Here is a 15,226-nt window from a genome sequence, read left to right on the forward strand (position 1 = left end):
CTTTTCCACGGGCATACGAAAAAGGGCACCTCAATGAGGTGCCCTTTTTCGTGAATATGGTCGGGGTAAGGGGATTCGAACTCCTGACATCCTGCTCCCAAAGCAGGCGCGCTACCGGACTGCGCTATACCCCGGTAAAAAAAAGGCACCTTCTAGAGGCGCCTTCTTCGAACAGCGCTTTTGGCCTCTGTTCTTAAGATTCGATTCCAGCGCTAACTGGTTTCAAAAATGGTGGGTCGTGTGGGATTCGAACCTACGACCAATTGGTTAAAAGCCAACTGCTCTACCAACTGAGCTAACGACCCAAAAATGGTCGGGGTAAGGGGATTCGAACTCCTGACATCCTGCTCCCAAAGCAGGCGCGCTACCGGACTGCGCTATACCCCGGTTTGAAATTGGCTCCGTGACCAGGACTCGAACCTGGGACCCAATGATTAACAGTCATTTGCTCTACCGACTGAGCTATCACGGAACTACATATTTCAAGTTACAACTTTTTACTTCATCCTCTTCGACTTGTTCGTATCGCTACGTTCATGTCTCTGAGGCGCGCTATTTTACAATCTTAAAAACCCCTGTCAACCCCTTAAATTGCTTTTAAGACAATGATTTGCGACTTCATTGCCGGTTTCTTCTTGATCAGAAAAAACCTCGGGGGTGACTGACTGCGGGGCGCACTTTACAAGCCTTTTCCTTACAGTTCAACGCCCTAGTGAAAAAAAAGGCCTCGCAATGCGAGGCCTCCTCTATAAACCCACCGATCCGTGATCAGGCGAAGACGATTTCGTCGTCCTGCACCGAGGCGGTAACCGTAGCTCCCGGCAGGAAACCGCCGGAGAGGATCAACTGCGCCAACGGGTTCTCGATCCAGCGCTGGATCGCCCGTTTCAGCGGCCGTGCGCCATACACCGGGTCGTAACCCACAGCGATCAGCTTGTCCAAGGCCTCGTCGCTCAGTTCCAGGCTCAGCTCGCGCTCCGCCAGGCGACTGCGCAGGCGACCCAACTGGATCTGCGTGATGCCGGCGATCTGATCCCGTGCCAGAGGCTCGAAGATCACCACTTCGTCGACCCGGTTGATGAACTCCGGCCGGAAGTGGGTGGACACCGCGTCCATCACCGCCGCACGTTGTGCCTCGCGATCCCCTACCAGTTCCTGGATCTGCGCCGACCCCAGGTTGGAGGTCATGACGATCACCGTATTGCGAAAATCCACGGTACGCCCGTGGCTGTCCGTCAGACGGCCATCTTCCAGGACCTGCAGCAGGATGTTGAACACATCCGGGTGCGCCTTCTCGACTTCGTCCAGCAGAATCACCGAGTACGGCTTGCGACGCACGGCTTCGGTCAGGTAACCGCCCTCTTCATAACCGACATAGCCTGGTGGCGCACCGATCAGGCGAGCCACGGAATGTTTCTCCATGAACTCGGACATGTCGATCCGCACCATGGCCTCTTCGGTATCGAAGAGGAATTCCGCCAGGGCCTTGCACAGCTCGGTCTTACCCACGCCGGTCGGGCCGAGGAACATGAACGAACCGCTGGGCCGGTTCGGGTCGGACAACCCGGCTCGGGAACGGCGCACAGCGTTGGCCACCGCCACCACGGCTTCGTTCTGGCCAATCACCCGCTCGTGCAGCAGGCTTTCCATCTTCAGCAGCTTGTCGCGCTCGCCTTCAAGCATTTTCGACACTGGAATGCCGGTCCACTTGGACACCACTTCGGCAATCTCTTCCTCGGTAACCTTGCTGCGCAGCAACTGGTTCTCGCTGTGGCCGTGCTGGTCGACCATCTGCAGGCTGCGCTCCAGGTCCGGAATCACCCCGTACTGCAGCTCGGCCATACGATTGAGATCGCCTTTACGACGCGCCGCTTCCAGTTCCTGGCGCGACTGCTCGATCTTCTGCTGGATCTGCGCAGAACCCTGCACTTCGGCTTTCTCCGAGGTCCAGACTTCTTCCAGGTCAGCGTATTCACGCTCCAGGCGGACAATCTCTTCCTGGAGTTTTTCCAGGCGCTTGATCGCGGCCTCGTCGTCTTCTTTCTTCAGGGCCTGGGATTCGACCTTGAGCTGAATCAGGCGCCGCTCCAGACGGTCCAGCACTTCCGGCTTGGAGTCGATCTCCATGCGGATGCGGCTGGCGGCCTCGTCGATCAGGTCGATGGCCTTGTCCGGCAGTTGCCGGTCAGTGATGTAACGATGGCTGAGCTTGGCCGCGGCAATGATCGCGCCGTCGGTGATCGCCACCTTGTGGTGCACCTCATAGCGCTCTTTCAGGCCGCGCAGGATAGCAATGGTGTCTTCCTCGCTCGGTTCATCCACCAACACTTTCTGGAAGCGCCGCTCGAGGGCTGCGTCCTTCTCTATATATTGGCGGTATTCGTTGAGCGTGGTGGCGCCCACGCAGTGCAGCTCGCCACGGGCCAGGGCCGGCTTGAGCATATTGCCCGCATCCATCGAGCCTTCGCCTTTACCAGCGCCGACCATGGTGTGCAGCTCATCGATGAACAGGATGATCTGCCCTTCCTGCTTCGACAGTTCATTAAGCAAAGACTTCAGGCGTTCTTCGAACTCGCCACGGTATTTGGCACCGGCGATCAAGGCGCCCATGTCCAGGGACAGCAAGCGCTTGCCTTTGAGGCCATCGGGCACTTCGCCGTTGATGATCCGCTGGGCCAGGCCTTCGGCGATGGCGGTCTTACCCACGCCTGGTTCACCAATCAGCACCGGGTTGTTCTTGGTCCGGCGTTGCAGCACCTGGATGGTCCGGCGAATTTCGTCGTCACGGCCGATTACCGGATCAAGCTTGCCGTCTTCGGCGCGCTTGGTCAGGTCGACGGTGTACTTGTCCAGGGCCTGGCGCGACTCTTCGACGTTGGCGTCATTCACCGCCTCACCGCCACGCAGGTTGTTGATGGCGTTCTCCAGGGCTTTCTTGCTCACGCCCTGGCCCAGCAACAATTTGCCGAGTTTGCTGTTCTCATCCATGGCGGCCAGTAGCACCAGCTCGCTGGAGATGAACTGGTCGCCTTTCTGCTGCGCCAGGCGGTCGGCCTGGTTGAGCAGGCGCGCCAGATCCTGGGACATGTTGACGTCGCCAGTGGGGTTCTGGATTTTCGGCAGCTGGTCGAGCTCTTTGCTCAGTTCCTTGCGCAGGCTGTTGACGTCGAAGCCCACCTGCATCAGCAGAGGCTTGATCGAGCCGCCCTGCTGTTCCAGCAGCGCCTGCATCAGGTGCGCCGGTTCAATGGCCGGATGATCGAGGCCAACCGCCAGAGATTGAGAATCGGATAAGGCCAGCTGCAATTTGCTGGTTAATCGGTCTATACGCATTAGTCACCTTCCTTTTGAGCAGGCCGGAGCGATGGACACACCTAAATAGAGAAACCTGCCAGATGTTTCACTAGATGCGGTCGATTCTGGGAGATTCAAGCGTCAGCAGCTTGACACAAGTCAGATTAGTCTAGTGCTCAAGCCAGATAAGGGAGGCAAAACGCCCGGTGCGCGGGCTGCGCCGGTAGGAAAAGAAGCGGGGATCGCTGACGGTGCAGTAGCCGCCACCGTACACGGCAGTCACACCACAGGCAGCCAGGCGCAGGCGCGCCAGCTGATAGATATCGGCCATGAAGCGCCCGGCATTGGCGCTCGGCACAAAGGCCTGCTCGGCTGCCAGCAATTGGGCGACGAAGGCTTCACGCACCTCTGGCCCCACTTCAAAGCGCTGCGGGCCAATGGCCGGCCCCAGCCACACCAGCACCTCGGCGCAGGGCGTATGCAGGCTGTCGAGGGTGGCTTCCAGCACGCCCGCCGCCAACCCGCGCCAGCCGGCATGGGCCGCGGCGACTCGGGTTCCGGCACGGTTGCAGAACAGTGCCGGCAGGCAGTCGGCCGTCATCACCGCACAGGCAACGCCCGGGGTGGCGGACCAACTGGCGTCCGCGGTCGCGACCATGGAAGGGTCGGCGTGGGCCACGGCCACCCCGTGCACCTGTTGCAGCCAGGCCGGGGCGATGCCGAAGTGTTCGCTCAAGCGACGGCGATTCTCGGCCACTGCTTGCGGCTGATCGTCGACATGGTCGCCCAGGTTGAGGCTGTCGAACGGCGTCAGGCTGACGCCGCCAGCGCGGGTGGTAGTACAGGCTTTGACTCCGGCCGGCGCGGGCCAGTCGGGAATCAGCCAGTCATTCATCCGATGAACGCCTCACGGTCCTGCTTGAGCAGCGACAGCAGCCAGACGAAATCGTCCGGCAGCGGCGATTCCCAGCTCATGCGGATACCGGTGGTCGGATGATCCAACTCCAGGAAGCGTGCATGCAGGGCCTGGCGCGGGAAGTTCTTCAGCGAGTCGACCATGGTCTGGCTCGCCGCCGGCGGAATGCGGAAGCGGCCGCCGTAGGCTGGATCCCCCACCAGCGGGAAGTTGATGTGGGCCATGTGCACCCGGATCTGGTGGGTACGACCGGTTTCCAGCTTGACCCGCACATGGGTGTGGGAACGGAAACGTTCCAGGACCCGGTAGTGGCTGACGGCCTGCTTGCCGCCTTCCATCACCGCCATGCGCTGGCGCTGCTGGCCATGACGGCCGATAGGAGCGTTGATCTTGCCCCCGGCGGTTACCACGCCGATCACGATGCATTCATAGATGCGGCTGACACTGCGGCTTTGCAGCTGGGCCACCAGTTGGGTCTGCGCCTGGATGGTCTTGGCCACCACCATCAGTCCTGTGGTGTCCTTGTCCAGGCGGTGGACGATACCGGCCCGCGGCACATTGATAATGTCCGGGATGTGATGCAGCAGGGCATTGAGCAGGGTGCCGTCGGCATGGCCGGCAGCCGGGTGCACCACCAGGCCCGCAGGCTTGTTGATCACCAGGATGTCGTCATCTTCATAGACGATGTCCAGCTCGATATCCTGGGCGATCCACTCGCCCTGGGCCTCCTGCTCGGCAGTCAGCTCAAGAATGGAGCCGCCGTGCACGATGTCCCGCGGGCGGATGACCGCTCCGTCCACAGTCAGGCGGCCGTCCTTGATCCAGGCGGAAAGGCGCGAGCGCGAATGCTCAGCGAATAGTTGGGCGGCGACTTGATCGAGGCGTTGACCGCCCAGTTCGGACGGCACCTCTGCGCGAAGTTCAATTTTATCGGACATGCTCGGACTGGGCGTCGGCACAGCCTTTGGTTTCGGCTGCGCGCTTGTGGTTAAATACGGCGTCTTTTGCCCCGAGGCTTTCAACGGGGCGCTCATCATAACAGGACGGCACCGCCCAAGACAGCGGCCGTCATAGGGACGCAAGCCGCCATGCAAGTGAAACACCTGCTGCTGATCGCCATCCTCGCACTGACCGCTGCTTGCTCATCGAAGGAAGTCGTTGACGAAAACCTGAGCGAAGTCGAGTTGTACCAGCAGGCGCAGACCGACCTGGACAACCACAGCTATACCAGCGCCACCGCCAAGCTCAAGGCCCTGGAATCGCGCTATCCCTTTGGTCGCTACGCCGATCAGGCACAGCTCGAGCTGATCTACGCCAACTACAAGAATGCCGAGCCGGAGGCCGCCAAGTCCGCCGCCGAGCGCTTCATTCGCCTGCACCCCCAGCACCCGAACGTGGACTACGCCTACTACCTCAAGGGCCTGACCTCGTTCGACCAGGACGTCGGCCTGCTGGCGCGCTTCCTGCCGCTGGACATGACCAAGCGTGACCCGGGTGCAGCCCGCGACTCCTACAACGAGTTCGCCCAGCTGACCAGCCGCTTCCCCAACAGCCGCTACGCGCCGGACGCCAAGCAGCGCATGATCTACCTGCGCAACCTGCTGGCTGCCTACGAGATCCACGTAGCCGACTATTACCTGACCCGCCAGGCCTATGTCGCCGCCGCCAACCGTGGCCGCTACGTAGTGGAGAACTTCCAGGAAACCCCATCGGTCGGCGACGGCCTGGCGGTGATGACCGAGGCCTACCAGCGCCTGCACCTGGACGAACTGGCTGCCACCAGCCTGGAAACTCTCAAGCTCAACTACCCCAACCACCCAAGCCTGGTGGACGGTCAGTTCGTGCCACGCATGGCTGAAGCCGACAACCGTTCGTGGCTGAGCAAGGCCACCCTGGGCCTGATCGAGTCCCGTCCTCCGCTGCCGCCGGGAGAAACCCGCGCCAACCAGGACGTGATGAAGCAGTACCAGGATGCCAAGGACGCCATTCCGTCCGAGCTCAAGCCTAAAGACAGCAACGGCGACGTGGTCGAGGAAGAAGAGCACGAGGCTGCCGGCAACAACAATAGCGACCGCTCCTGGTTCAGCTACATGACCTTCGGCGTGTTCGACTGATCACCCCGCAGGCCGGAAAGGGAGACTTGAAGTCTCCCTTTTTTATGCCCGCACACTGATGGGCCTGTGCGCCCGTCGGGCGCTTGGCTAAACTGCCCCCTCCCCCTTCAAAAAGCTGGTTGCCATGGTTCGTCTACTGTTCTGGATCGCTCTGATTGCCGCCGCGGTATGGTTCTGGCGCAAGTTCAAGCGTCCTGTCGCCGCCCCTCGCTCCCCCAATGAACCGGCCACTACGCCCATGGTGCGTTGCGCCCATTGCGGCGTGCACCTGCCCCAGGACCGGGCCCTGAGCCAGTCGCAACAATGGTACTGCAGCCAGGCACACCTGCAACAAGGGCCGGGAAACCAGGACCGCTGAGCCCCCAGGCCCACTGCGGATACCCGAGGCAAGGAACTCGGGGGCGAAAAATGGCGTCTGACACGGACTATTCCAGGCCTTGGTCAGCGCATGAACCGGCTCGTCGCCCCCTTCCTCCCTCGCCTCTCCCAGGCTTCGAACCTCTACCCAGGAACGGGAAGGCCCAAGTGCCAACCCCGGCCGAACAATTGGCGACAAAATAGCCTGTTGGCGCCCACTCGCCGTTTCGCTCTCGGGCAGAGCGCTGTAGCCCCCCATCCATGGGCACCACAACGTCCCGACGACGCGCACCTTCAGGACGCCCGGCAGGATGACCAGTGGCCCATCCCCTGCGCCGCTACCCCGTCGGGCCTAGACTTGAGTTCACGCCCATCGGGCGAGCACTGTCGCCCGCTCCTCACTCACGGATGAAAACTGCAGCCGCCATGAACCCACGGCAATCGGTGCTGGTGGTCGATGACGCCACGGAAACCCGCGCCCTTGTGGAGATCACTCTGGGCCGAATGCGCTTGCACACCCAAAGTGCGCGCACCCTGCAGGAAGCCCGTGGCCGCCTGGCCCGGGAGCGCTTTGACCTGTGCCTGACCGACCTGCAGCTACCGGACGGCAGCGGGCTGGAGCTGCTGCGGCACATCCGCCAGTCCCACCCCAACCTTCCTGTGGCGCTGCTAAGCAACGGCGCCTGTGCACAGGCCAGCGCGGGCGCCCTGCAGGCCGGAGCCTGCCAGTTGCTGCACAAGCCTCTGGACCTCAAGCAACTGCGCGCTTGGGTAGGTGCCAGCCTGAAGCAGGCCACGGACTGCGCAACGGATGACCCTGCCCGGCAATTGCTGGGAGACTCGGCGCCCATGAATGCCCTGCGTCGCCACATCGACAAGCTGGCCCACAGCCTGGCGGCGGTCTATATCAGCGGTGAGTCCGGCAGTGGCAAGGAACGGGTCGCCCGCCTGCTCCACCAGCTTGGCCCCAGGGCCCGATACCCGTTCGTCCCGGTCAACTGCGGGGCGATTCCTTCCGAATTGATGGAGAGTGAACTCTTCGGCCATTGCAAAGGCAGCTTCAGTGGCGCCGTCAGCGATCAGCCCGGGTTATTTCTGGCCGCCCACGGCGGCACCCTGTTTCTTGATGAGGTCGCCGACCTGCCCCTGGCCATGCAAGTAAAACTGCTGCGAGCCTTGCAGGAAAAATCCGTGCGCCCTGTAGGCAGCCAACAGGAAAAAACCGTCGACGTGCGGATTCTCTGTGCCACCCACAAGGACCTGAAAAACGAGGTAGAGACCGGGCGCTTTCGCCAGGACCTCTACTACCGCCTGAACGTCATCGAGTTGCGAGTCCCTGCGTTGCGCGAGCGCCGTGGCGACATCCCCGCACTGGCCGGGCACGTCCTGCAGCGCCTGGCCAGGGACAGCGGACAGCCTGCCGTCCAGCTACGTCCCGAAGCCCTGCAAGCCCTGGAGCGCTATGACTTTCCGGGCAACGTGCGAGAGCTGGAAAACCTGCTGGAACGGGCGCAGACCCTATGCGAAGGACGCTGGATAGAAACAGACGACCTGCAGTTGCCCAGAGCCGACAGCCTTGAAGCCCGATCATCGGCGGCGGCCACCCAGCTAGACCTGGCGCTGCACCTGCAACAGGTGGAGCGCCAGCTGCTGCTCCAGGCCCTGGAGGAAACCCGCTGGAACCGCACGGCGGCGGCCCGGCGGCTGAGCCTGTCGTTTCGTTCGATGCGTTACCGCATGAAGAAGCTCGGGCTGGACTAGATCCGACCTTCAGGCGCATAAGGCGCCGGGTCGATGATCGGCGGGTTCCCCAGCAGCAGGTCGCAGAACAGCTGGCAGGAGGCCGGCGCCAACACCAGGCCATTGCGGTAGTGCCCGCAGTTGAGCCACAGGCCAGCAAAGCCCGGAACCGGCCCCACGTAGGGAATGCCTTCCGGAGAGCCCGGGCGCAGCCCGGCCCAGTGCCCGACCACCTCGGCCTCGGCGAGGGCGGGAATCAGCTCGACCGCGGAGGCCTTGAGGCTCTCCAGGGCCGAAACGGTCGGGGTCTTGTCGAAGCCTTCATGCTCCAGGGTGCTGCCCACCAGAATGTGGCCATCGCGCCGCGGGATGGCATAGCGCCCCTTGGCCAGGACCATGCAGGACAGAAAGTCGGCAGCACACTTGTAGAGGATCATCTGCCCCTTCACCGGCTCCACCGGCAGTTCCAGGCCCAGGCTGCCCAGCAGTTCGCCACTCCAGGCCCCCGCGCAGAGCACCACCTGATCAGCGCGAACCTCGCCCAGCGAGCTATCGACCCCCACCACTTGCTGGCCTTCGCGGATAAAACCACTGACGGTGCATTGCTCATCGATTTGCACATTAGGCAACGCCTGTAACGCCGCCTTCAGGGATTTGACCAGGCGCGGGTTGCGCACGTTGGCCACATCGGCCATGTAGATCGCCTGTTGATAACCATTGCCCAGCACCGGCACCGCGTCATGCACCGCCGAGATATCCACAGCACTCAGCGGCCGGCCTTCACGCTTGGCCCACTCCAGGGCCTGGGCTTCATCCTCCAGGTCCAGCCAGTAGAGGCCGGTGACATGCACTTGCGGGTCGACACCGGTGGCACTGAACAGTTGCTGGGCCAGTTGTGGGTAGAAATCCTGCGACCAGTGCGCCAGGGCAGTGACCGCCGGGCTGTAGCGCCAGGGGTAAAGCGGCGAGACGATCCCACCACCGGCCCAGGACGATTCACGCCCCAGGTCCGAACGTTCCAGAAGCCGTACCTGCTGGCCCTGGGACGCCAGATTGAAGGCGGTGAGCAGGCCGATCACCCCGCCGCCCACCACCAACACTTGCTGTTGCTTAGCCATAGTCCGATCCAATCATGAGAAAGACAGTGGGCGCCGCGGCCCGAATCAGGTGCTCAGCGCCCCCAGCAATCCTTGGCGGTCAGCCCTTCGGCCTGGCCGCTGATGCGGGTCGCGCCGGTCTGGTCGATGCTGAAACTGCCGCATTTATCCGCCGCCATCAGCCCATCGTCCTTCGGGGTCGCAGTCAGGGAGAAGCCGGTGTCGGTCAGGGTTGCGGCAATGCTGTAGTACTCATTGCCGGCGCTCAGGTCCGGGGCGTTGCTGTAGACCCCAGCCTTGGAGAAATGCCGTTCAAGCTGCTGCGCCTGCTCGGTAAGCAGTACCGCGATTTCGCTGCGGTGCGGTTTTTTCACGTATTCGGTGATGCTGGGAAGGCTCAACGTAAGGACCAGACCGATGATCGCAATCACGATCATGATTTCGATCAGGGTAAAACCTTGGTTGGATCTGCGCATGGTCAAGAATCTCGCTTACTGGATTTGTCGCCACAGGATGCGCCGGCTGCCACCGCCGGGCCTTTCCACCAGGGTGCTGATGCCACCCCTGGAGTCACTGATGATCTTGCGGGCGCCATTGCTGGCAACTCCGCCAAGGCTGGGCACGGTGCCGACGTAGCGCACGCCGCTGGAGGGCTGGTCCTGGTCATCCACGACCCCGTCGCCATTGGTGTCGAGCACCGCAGCGTCGAGCATCTTACCGCTGAACGCCTCCAGCTCGATCAATTTCCCACTGCCGGCACTCGAACAAGGGTCGTCGGGCTCCAGTTGCAGGGTGCTGAACACCACCCTGCCGGCCACCAGGGTCGCCTCGTTGAGCACCCGCTCGCCGGCTGCCAGGCCACCTTGTACCAGGGGCAGGTACCAGCCGCGCTGCGCCGGATAACGCACCTCGTTGAGGGTGCTGCGCAGGAAACTGCCGGCCGCCGCGCTGAACCCGGCCTCAAGGTGCTGCACCTGCAACTGACTTTCGCCAATGCCCCCAGGACCGCCCTCGGCGTCCCACACGCCATAGAATCCCTGGCGCGCCCGGCTTTGCTTGTCCCGGGTCTCGTTGAGCTTGCCCGTACCGAACAGCACCAATTGGCCACCACGGGGATGATCGAGCAGGCGCGGCGGTGCGCTGATCGGCTGGCTGGCGCCTCCCGCGGTGCGGAACAAGGGCTGCCCGGCAAATGCCAGATGCCAGCTGGCGCTATCGTTGCCGGACAGCTCGAATTTCCACAGTCGCCCCTTGAGGTCGCCCGCATAGGCCGCCTGCACTTCATTGCGTGCATTGACCTTGAGGGTGACGGACGACAGGCCATTGTCAGGCTGGTCGTCAATGGCGATCTCGCGAATCAGCGAGCCATCATTCAGGTCCACCACATACAGCGCTGCCACCCCGGAATGGCTGCCGTAGCCATTGCCGATGAAAGCCGCCCAGCGACCATCGGCCAAGCGCGCTACCTGTGGGCGGGCATAGGCATACCCCAGGTCATTGAAAGGATGATTGCGGTCTGGCTCGGGAGGAGCGCCGATTTCCCACAAGGCGCCAGGCGTATTGCCGTGCACGGCGTCGAACAGACGCACCGCAAAGAAACTCTTGCCGCCCGCCCCGACGCCCCCCAGGGCCAGGGTTTGCCAGGCACCGCCCCGCTGCCCATCGAACACCGCCAGGGGACCATCCACCAGATAGCGATGGCGCTCGCCCCGCCGATAACCGGGATCGGCGACCTGCGCCAGGGCGCCCAACGCGCTGGAGGGCATGTAGCCATAGAGGCGCTCACCGCTGGCCGGGGCCAGCACATTGAACAACCCGTCATTGCTGTTCACCAACAAGCGCGTCGCCATGGCCGTGGCTTTCTGTGCCAGGTAGCGGCTGTAGTCGCCCCCGGCAGCCCCATCGACAGCACTGCGCTGCCCGGCAGTTGCCAGCACCAGCGGCGAATTGACGATATCTCCCAACTGATAGCGGCGCTCCCTGAGCCCGCTCACCGAGCGGCCCTGGCTCCAGTCCAATAGCTCGGCGCCACTGACACCTGCAGGCAACGACTGCTCAAGTTCGCCACGCTGAGCGGTGGACAAGTTGCCGTAGGCCAGGCTCACCGGACGCCGGCTGGCAGTGTTCCAGGTCTCATGGATTACCGCCGCGCCGGCACCATCCACGCCACTATCGCTGCTCCACAACGGCGAACCGACAGCCACTCGGCCCTGATTGTCGATGCCGTAGGCGCGGATCGTGCCATGCCAATCGACCGGGTCGTACTGGCTCTGGTAATAACGACCACTGGCGGCATCCAGTACACCACTGCCGGCAGACACGGCACTGGCTACGCCTTCGCCCAGAACGCCTGCCAGCACGCGTTCAAGGTTGCTGCGGGCCTGGAAATACTCACCCTGGCCGTAGTCCGCAGCACCCATCAGCAGAGGGTTGTGGGCCTGGAAACCCACCGTGAAGGTATTCAGGTACTGACGGGGGAAATCCACCGCCGCCCAGCTTTTCCCGGCCTCATCCACTCCTGGGCCACGCAAGTCGATATCGAAGGCGAACTTGGCCAGGTCATCGAGGAATAGAGTCTGCCCATCGCGCTCGCCACCATCGTTGCCGATCCCGTCCCAGTTGGGCAGGCGCCCCGCCCCCAAAGGGTCGTTGAACGGGAACTGAGTATCGTGATCCGCCGCGCCGGCACTGATCACCACCCCGTAGTTCTTCTGGCAACGGTATTGAATGGGGCTGCTGTAGAGCGCCGGTGAAAGGTTGTAGTACGGCACCATGCCGCGCAGGTAGCGGGTGATCTCGTAGTAGGTTTCCGCCAACGGCGTATGACCGCCGGCCTTGAGGCCGTTGATTGTCGCCAGCAGGGCTTGGTAATTGGCCTCGGCCTGGGCCGGGCTCACAGCGCCTTCAATGGCCGACAGGTCACTGATGGGACGGGCAATGTAACCCCCAGGGCCCGGATCACCCGGGGCCGGCGGGTTGAAGGTGGCCAACCCCAGGCGCAGCCAGCGATACCGGGTCACCAGGGCCGTGGCCAGCCGCCGAGCCACATTCATCCGGTAGTCGTTGGGAATGGAACCGTCAGTGAAGTCTCGCTCCCGTCCCTTGGCCTGCGCCAGTAGCCAGGACAGGTAGTCCGCGGAGTACAGCGTATTTCCAGCCCCAACCGGGTCCGGCAGCTTCAGGCAGCGCACCCCACGCTCGGGATCATGGAAGCTGTGAAAGCCTGCCCGGCACCCCGACTCGCCGAGGCTGGACAAGGCAATCGCCTGGCCTGCAAGCCGCTCACCCCGAGCACACTCGCCCCCCACTCCGGCACAGCGCCAGACCGCAGCCCGGGCGAGCAGCGGATCGAACTCCCGGGCATGGACAATGCTGTTCATGCCCAGGGAGTCATCCAGCACCAGCATCACGTTCGGCGCCACCGCCGCGGCACCAAGAAGCGGGGTGCTGGCAGGGTTGAACGCCATGGCCAGAGGTACCGGCAACAGGCTCAGCAGCAGCGCGCCCAGGCTTCGCCAGCCAGGCCGACGCATGCCCCGATCAATACTTGGCATAGATGCTCTCCAGCACACTGCGCGATTGCCCGGCCAGACCAACAGCGGTCACGCGATACAAAGTGGCTGGAGTATTGCTCGGCACATTCACCGCATCCTGTGAAACACCGAGGTTCTGCACCCCGTAGAAGCCAGAGCCGCTAGCGATCCACAGCACCGCCGAAGCAGCATTGACTCCAGGAGCCTTGACCAGCGCTGATTCGGCGGGAGGCGCACACTGAGCAGGGCTGGCACATACCGGCAAGCGAAAATCATCCTGCTGCACCGCACTCTCCCCCACACGCAGCGCGGCTTCGGCGGCCTGGAATGCGCGGTTGTGCAGAGCCAGGCTGGCGGCCATTTTTTCCTGCAGGGTGGCGTTCTGCAGCGACGAGAGCCCGATCAGGGTCAGCAGCAACAGGAACACCAGGCTGACCAGCAACGCCATGCCCCGCTGCCCGAGAGGAACCCGACCTCGCAAGCGCGTCATCAGGGCAACCTGTTGCGCAGGGCCGCGACCACGCTATAGGTCTGCGGGCGCACACGGTCATGGGGCTCGGCCAGGGTCAGGCGCAAGCGCACACTGCGGATCTGTTCCGGGTCCAACGGGTTGCGACTGTAGCTGGAGGCGGCAATGTCGGTGGCCGAACGGGCCATGCCGAAACTCACATCAAAGGCTTCGACGTTGTCCAGCAGCACCGCTTGCTGCTTGCCAAGGCCGCTGCCCAGCAGCAACTGGCGATTCTTCAGGCTGTAGAACAGCCGGCGCAGGGCGAACACCTGCTCAGCGCCGGCCCCTTGATGAGCGCCTGAATAGGCTACGGCGCTGTGCTGGCAGTCGCTGACCACGCTCCAGGTCGGCGTACCGCCATCGTCCCCGACATCGGCGGTGATCAGGGTCAGTTTCTGCTCGGCGTTGTCCCATTGGATCGGCGTCGCCGCATAGTGCGAGAACTCCCGTGCCGTGCTGGCATCACTGATGGTCCGCAGGCAACCGAACAGCCCCACCATGCGGATTTCCTGAAGCATCTTGCTCAGGACAAAGCGAGCATCCTCCTGCAGGTAGGCGGCAGCGCTCTGACTCTGGTAGGTGTTCTTCGCCGCAATGAATACCTGGGCCACCCCCAGTACCAGCACCAGGCTCAACGCCAGTGCCAGCATCATCTCCACCAGGCCGAAGCCACTATCGGCCCGGTTCACGGCAAGCCTCCCGGTTGCGCTGCAACCCGGCTGCTGAGCTCCAGGCTACGCAGGCTGCCCCCCCGGCCTTCGGCACGGGAGTCGTCCCAGGTGATGCGAATGGTGTAGACATGCTGCTTGACGCTGATGCTGCCCTTGCCGCTGGGGCCGGCGAAGCTCGCGATATTGGCGGCGAAGTCGTACAGGTCCTGATCCCGCACATTGCCCGGGTTGCCCTCTGCCGGTATCGCCACGCTGTAGTCGGCGGCGGCGTTGGCGCGGATCCGGTCGAGCATGTCATAGGCGATAAAGCTGGCCTGGGTGGTCATCCGCGAGCTGTCGGTGTACTGCAGCGCCTTGATCTGCACCGCCGCCGCACCCAGCAGGCCCACCGCCAGTATCAACAGCGCCACCAGCACCTCGATCAGGGTCATGCCATCCTGTGCATCCCGCACGTTCATCCGCAGTTCTCCGCTGCTATCACCCGCCCATTGAGACAGACACTGATCACCCGCCGCTGCTGGTCCAGTCCATAGACGATGTGCAGCGCATCACTGGCCGCCAAGCCGCCGAGGCGATTGAAATCGATGCTGTGGTCATCTGAGGTTAGCGTCAGCGTGGCCCCCGGACTGATGGCTGGAACAACCCGCAATACATTGCCTCCGGGGTCCTGCCCCGCATATACCATCAATTCGCCGTTCCAGGGAGCGTCCTTGGCAGCCGGGCGAATCCCGACCCTCTGGCGGCGATTGATCGCTTCCAACCGTGCGTAAGCCAGGGCCTGGCGTAGTTGATTGATCTCGGTGTCGGCACGCACTCGCTGCACGGTGGTGCGATAGGCTGGCACCACCAGGCCCAGAAGAAGGGCCACGATCGCCAGGGCGACGAGCAATTCCAGCAAGGTGAAACCCTTTGTATGCAAATTCATGGCCGGCCTTGGAAGTGTCATCGGCTATAACAGGCAAGCGCCCGGACCCTCCATAGACCGGCGCTTTG

General features: G+C 63.0%; 13 protein-coding genes and 4 tRNA genes. 3 read left to right on the plus strand and 14 right to left on the minus strand.

Annotation, left to right across the window (positions count from 1 at the left end):
• Positions 1–57: 57 nt before the first annotated feature.
• From AC1RGE_RS28585 to rluD, 7 genes are all read right to left on the minus strand, one after another.
• A tRNA-Pro gene (locus tag AC1RGE_RS28585) sits at positions 58–134 on the minus strand.
• A gap of 95 nt (positions 135–229) precedes the next feature.
• A tRNA-Lys gene (locus AC1RGE_RS28590) sits at positions 230–305 on the minus strand.
• Positions 306–310: 5 nt separating this feature from the next.
• A tRNA-Pro gene (locus tag AC1RGE_RS28595) sits at positions 311–387 on the minus strand.
• 9 nt (positions 388–396) lie between these two features.
• Positions 397–472: transfer RNA gene (locus AC1RGE_RS28600), tRNA-Asn, on the minus strand.
• A gap of 296 nt (positions 473–768) precedes the next feature.
• Positions 769–3,333 (minus strand): ATP-dependent chaperone ClpB, encoded by a 2,565-nt coding sequence (clpB, locus tag AC1RGE_RS28605; RefSeq protein ID WP_011063533.1) that lies wholly within the window; start codon positions 3,331–3,333, stop codon positions 769–771.
• 130 nt (positions 3,334–3,463) lie between these two features.
• Positions 3,464–4,189 carry a peptidoglycan editing factor PgeF gene (pgeF, locus tag AC1RGE_RS28610; protein WP_492585443.1) on the minus strand — a complete coding sequence of 242 codons (726 nt, stop codon included), beginning with the start codon at positions 4,187–4,189 and terminating at the stop codon, positions 3,464–3,466.
• Positions 4,186–5,148 carry a 23S rRNA pseudouridine(1911/1915/1917) synthase RluD gene (gene rluD / locus AC1RGE_RS28615; protein ID WP_011063535.1) on the minus strand — a complete coding sequence of 321 codons (963 nt, stop codon included), beginning with the start codon at positions 5,146–5,148 and terminating at the stop codon, positions 4,186–4,188. The genes pgeF and rluD overlap by 4 nt, the downstream gene beginning before the upstream one ends.
• A gap of 150 nt (positions 5,149–5,298) precedes the next feature.
• On the opposite strand from rluD, the gene AC1RGE_RS28620 reads away from it, so the two are divergent.
• From AC1RGE_RS28620 to AC1RGE_RS28630, 3 genes are all read left to right on the plus strand, one after another.
• Entirely contained in the window at positions 5,299–6,324 is a 1,026-nt protein-coding gene (locus AC1RGE_RS28620; RefSeq protein WP_492585445.1) for an outer membrane protein assembly factor BamD, read from the plus strand.
• Between the two features lie 124 nt (positions 6,325–6,448).
• Positions 6,449–6,682: a PP0621 family protein gene (locus tag AC1RGE_RS28625; RefSeq protein ID WP_015637081.1), complete on the plus strand. Its 234-nt coding sequence runs from the start codon at positions 6,449–6,451 to the stop codon at positions 6,680–6,682.
• Positions 6,683–7,107: 425 nt separating this feature from the next.
• Positions 7,108–8,442: a sigma-54-dependent transcriptional regulator gene (locus tag AC1RGE_RS28630; RefSeq protein ID WP_041752595.1), complete on the plus strand. Its 1,335-nt coding sequence runs from the start codon at positions 7,108–7,110 to the stop codon at positions 8,440–8,442.
• Here the strand turns inward: AC1RGE_RS28630 and thiO are convergent.
• From thiO to AC1RGE_RS28665, 7 genes are read right to left on the minus strand one after another with little or no spacing between them, the layout of a single operon-like run.
• Positions 8,439–9,539, minus strand: coding sequence for a glycine oxidase ThiO (thiO, locus tag AC1RGE_RS28635; protein WP_011063539.1), 1,101 nt, complete (start codon positions 9,537–9,539; stop codon positions 8,439–8,441). The genes AC1RGE_RS28630 and thiO overlap by 4 nt on opposite strands.
• Positions 9,540–9,592: 53 nt before the next feature.
• Complete coding sequence (locus tag AC1RGE_RS28640; protein ID WP_015637084.1) at positions 9,593–9,994, minus strand: type IV pilin protein; 402 nt, start codon at positions 9,992–9,994, stop codon at positions 9,593–9,595.
• Between the two features lie 15 nt (positions 9,995–10,009).
• On the minus strand, positions 10,010–13,072 hold the full coding sequence (locus AC1RGE_RS28645) for a pilus assembly protein (protein ID WP_492585447.1): 3,063 nt from the start codon (positions 13,070–13,072) through the stop codon (positions 10,010–10,012).
• A complete protein-coding gene (locus AC1RGE_RS28650) occupies positions 13,059–13,541 on the minus strand; it encodes a pilus assembly PilX family protein (RefSeq protein ID WP_233447094.1) in 483 nt (160 codons plus the stop codon). The genes AC1RGE_RS28645 and AC1RGE_RS28650 overlap by 14 nt, the downstream gene beginning before the upstream one ends.
• A complete protein-coding gene (locus AC1RGE_RS28655; protein WP_492585449.1) occupies positions 13,541–14,251 on the minus strand; it encodes a PilW family protein in 711 nt (236 codons plus the stop codon). Before AC1RGE_RS28655 ends, AC1RGE_RS28650 begins: the two co-directional genes overlap by 1 nt.
• A complete protein-coding gene (gene pilV / locus AC1RGE_RS28660; protein ID WP_072444995.1) occupies positions 14,248–14,691 on the minus strand; it encodes a type IV pilus modification protein PilV in 444 nt (147 codons plus the stop codon). The genes AC1RGE_RS28655 and pilV overlap by 4 nt, the downstream gene beginning before the upstream one ends.
• Positions 14,688–15,158 carry a GspH/FimT family pseudopilin gene (locus AC1RGE_RS28665; RefSeq protein WP_492585451.1) on the minus strand — a complete coding sequence of 157 codons (471 nt, stop codon included), beginning with the start codon at positions 15,156–15,158 and terminating at the stop codon, positions 14,688–14,690. The genes pilV and AC1RGE_RS28665 overlap by 4 nt, the downstream gene beginning before the upstream one ends.
• Between the last annotated feature and the right edge of the window lie 68 nt (positions 15,159–15,226).

The organism is Pseudomonas sp. GW823-FHT02C05 (assembly GCF_058797595.1).

Coding starts and splice junctions, on each gene's coding strand:
- AC1RGE_RS28620 (WP_492585445.1), top strand. CDS start 5,299: ATGCAAGTGAAACACCTGCTGCTGATCGCCATCCTCGCACTGACCGCT.
- AC1RGE_RS28625 (WP_015637081.1), top strand. CDS start 6,449: ATGGTTCGTCTACTGTTCTGGATCGCTCTGATTGCCGCCGCGGTATGG.
- AC1RGE_RS28665 (WP_492585451.1), bottom strand. CDS start 15,158: ATGAATTTGCATACAAAGGGTTTCACCTTGCTGGAATTGCTCGTCGCC.
- AC1RGE_RS28645 (WP_492585447.1), bottom strand. CDS start 13,072: ATGCCAAGTATTGATCGGGGCATGCGTCGGCCTGGCTGGCGAAGCCTG.
- clpB (WP_011063533.1), bottom strand. CDS start 3,333: ATGCGTATAGACCGATTAACCAGCAAATTGCAGCTGGCCTTATCCGAT.
- thiO (WP_011063539.1), bottom strand. CDS start 9,539: ATGGCTAAGCAACAGCAAGTGTTGGTGGTGGGCGGCGGGGTGATCGGC.
- pilV (WP_072444995.1), bottom strand. CDS start 14,691: ATGAACGTGCGGGATGCACAGGATGGCATGACCCTGATCGAGGTGCTG.
- AC1RGE_RS28640 (WP_015637084.1), bottom strand. CDS start 9,994: ATGCGCAGATCCAACCAAGGTTTTACCCTGATCGAAATCATGATCGTG.
- pgeF (WP_492585443.1), bottom strand. CDS start 4,189: ATGAATGACTGGCTGATTCCCGACTGGCCCGCGCCGGCCGGAGTCAAA.
- AC1RGE_RS28650 (WP_233447094.1), bottom strand. CDS start 13,541: ATGACGCGCTTGCGAGGTCGGGTTCCTCTCGGGCAGCGGGGCATGGCG.
- rluD (WP_011063535.1), bottom strand. CDS start 5,148: ATGTCCGATAAAATTGAACTTCGCGCAGAGGTGCCGTCCGAACTGGGC.
- AC1RGE_RS28630 (WP_041752595.1), top strand. CDS start 7,108: ATGAACCCACGGCAATCGGTGCTGGTGGTCGATGACGCCACGGAAACC.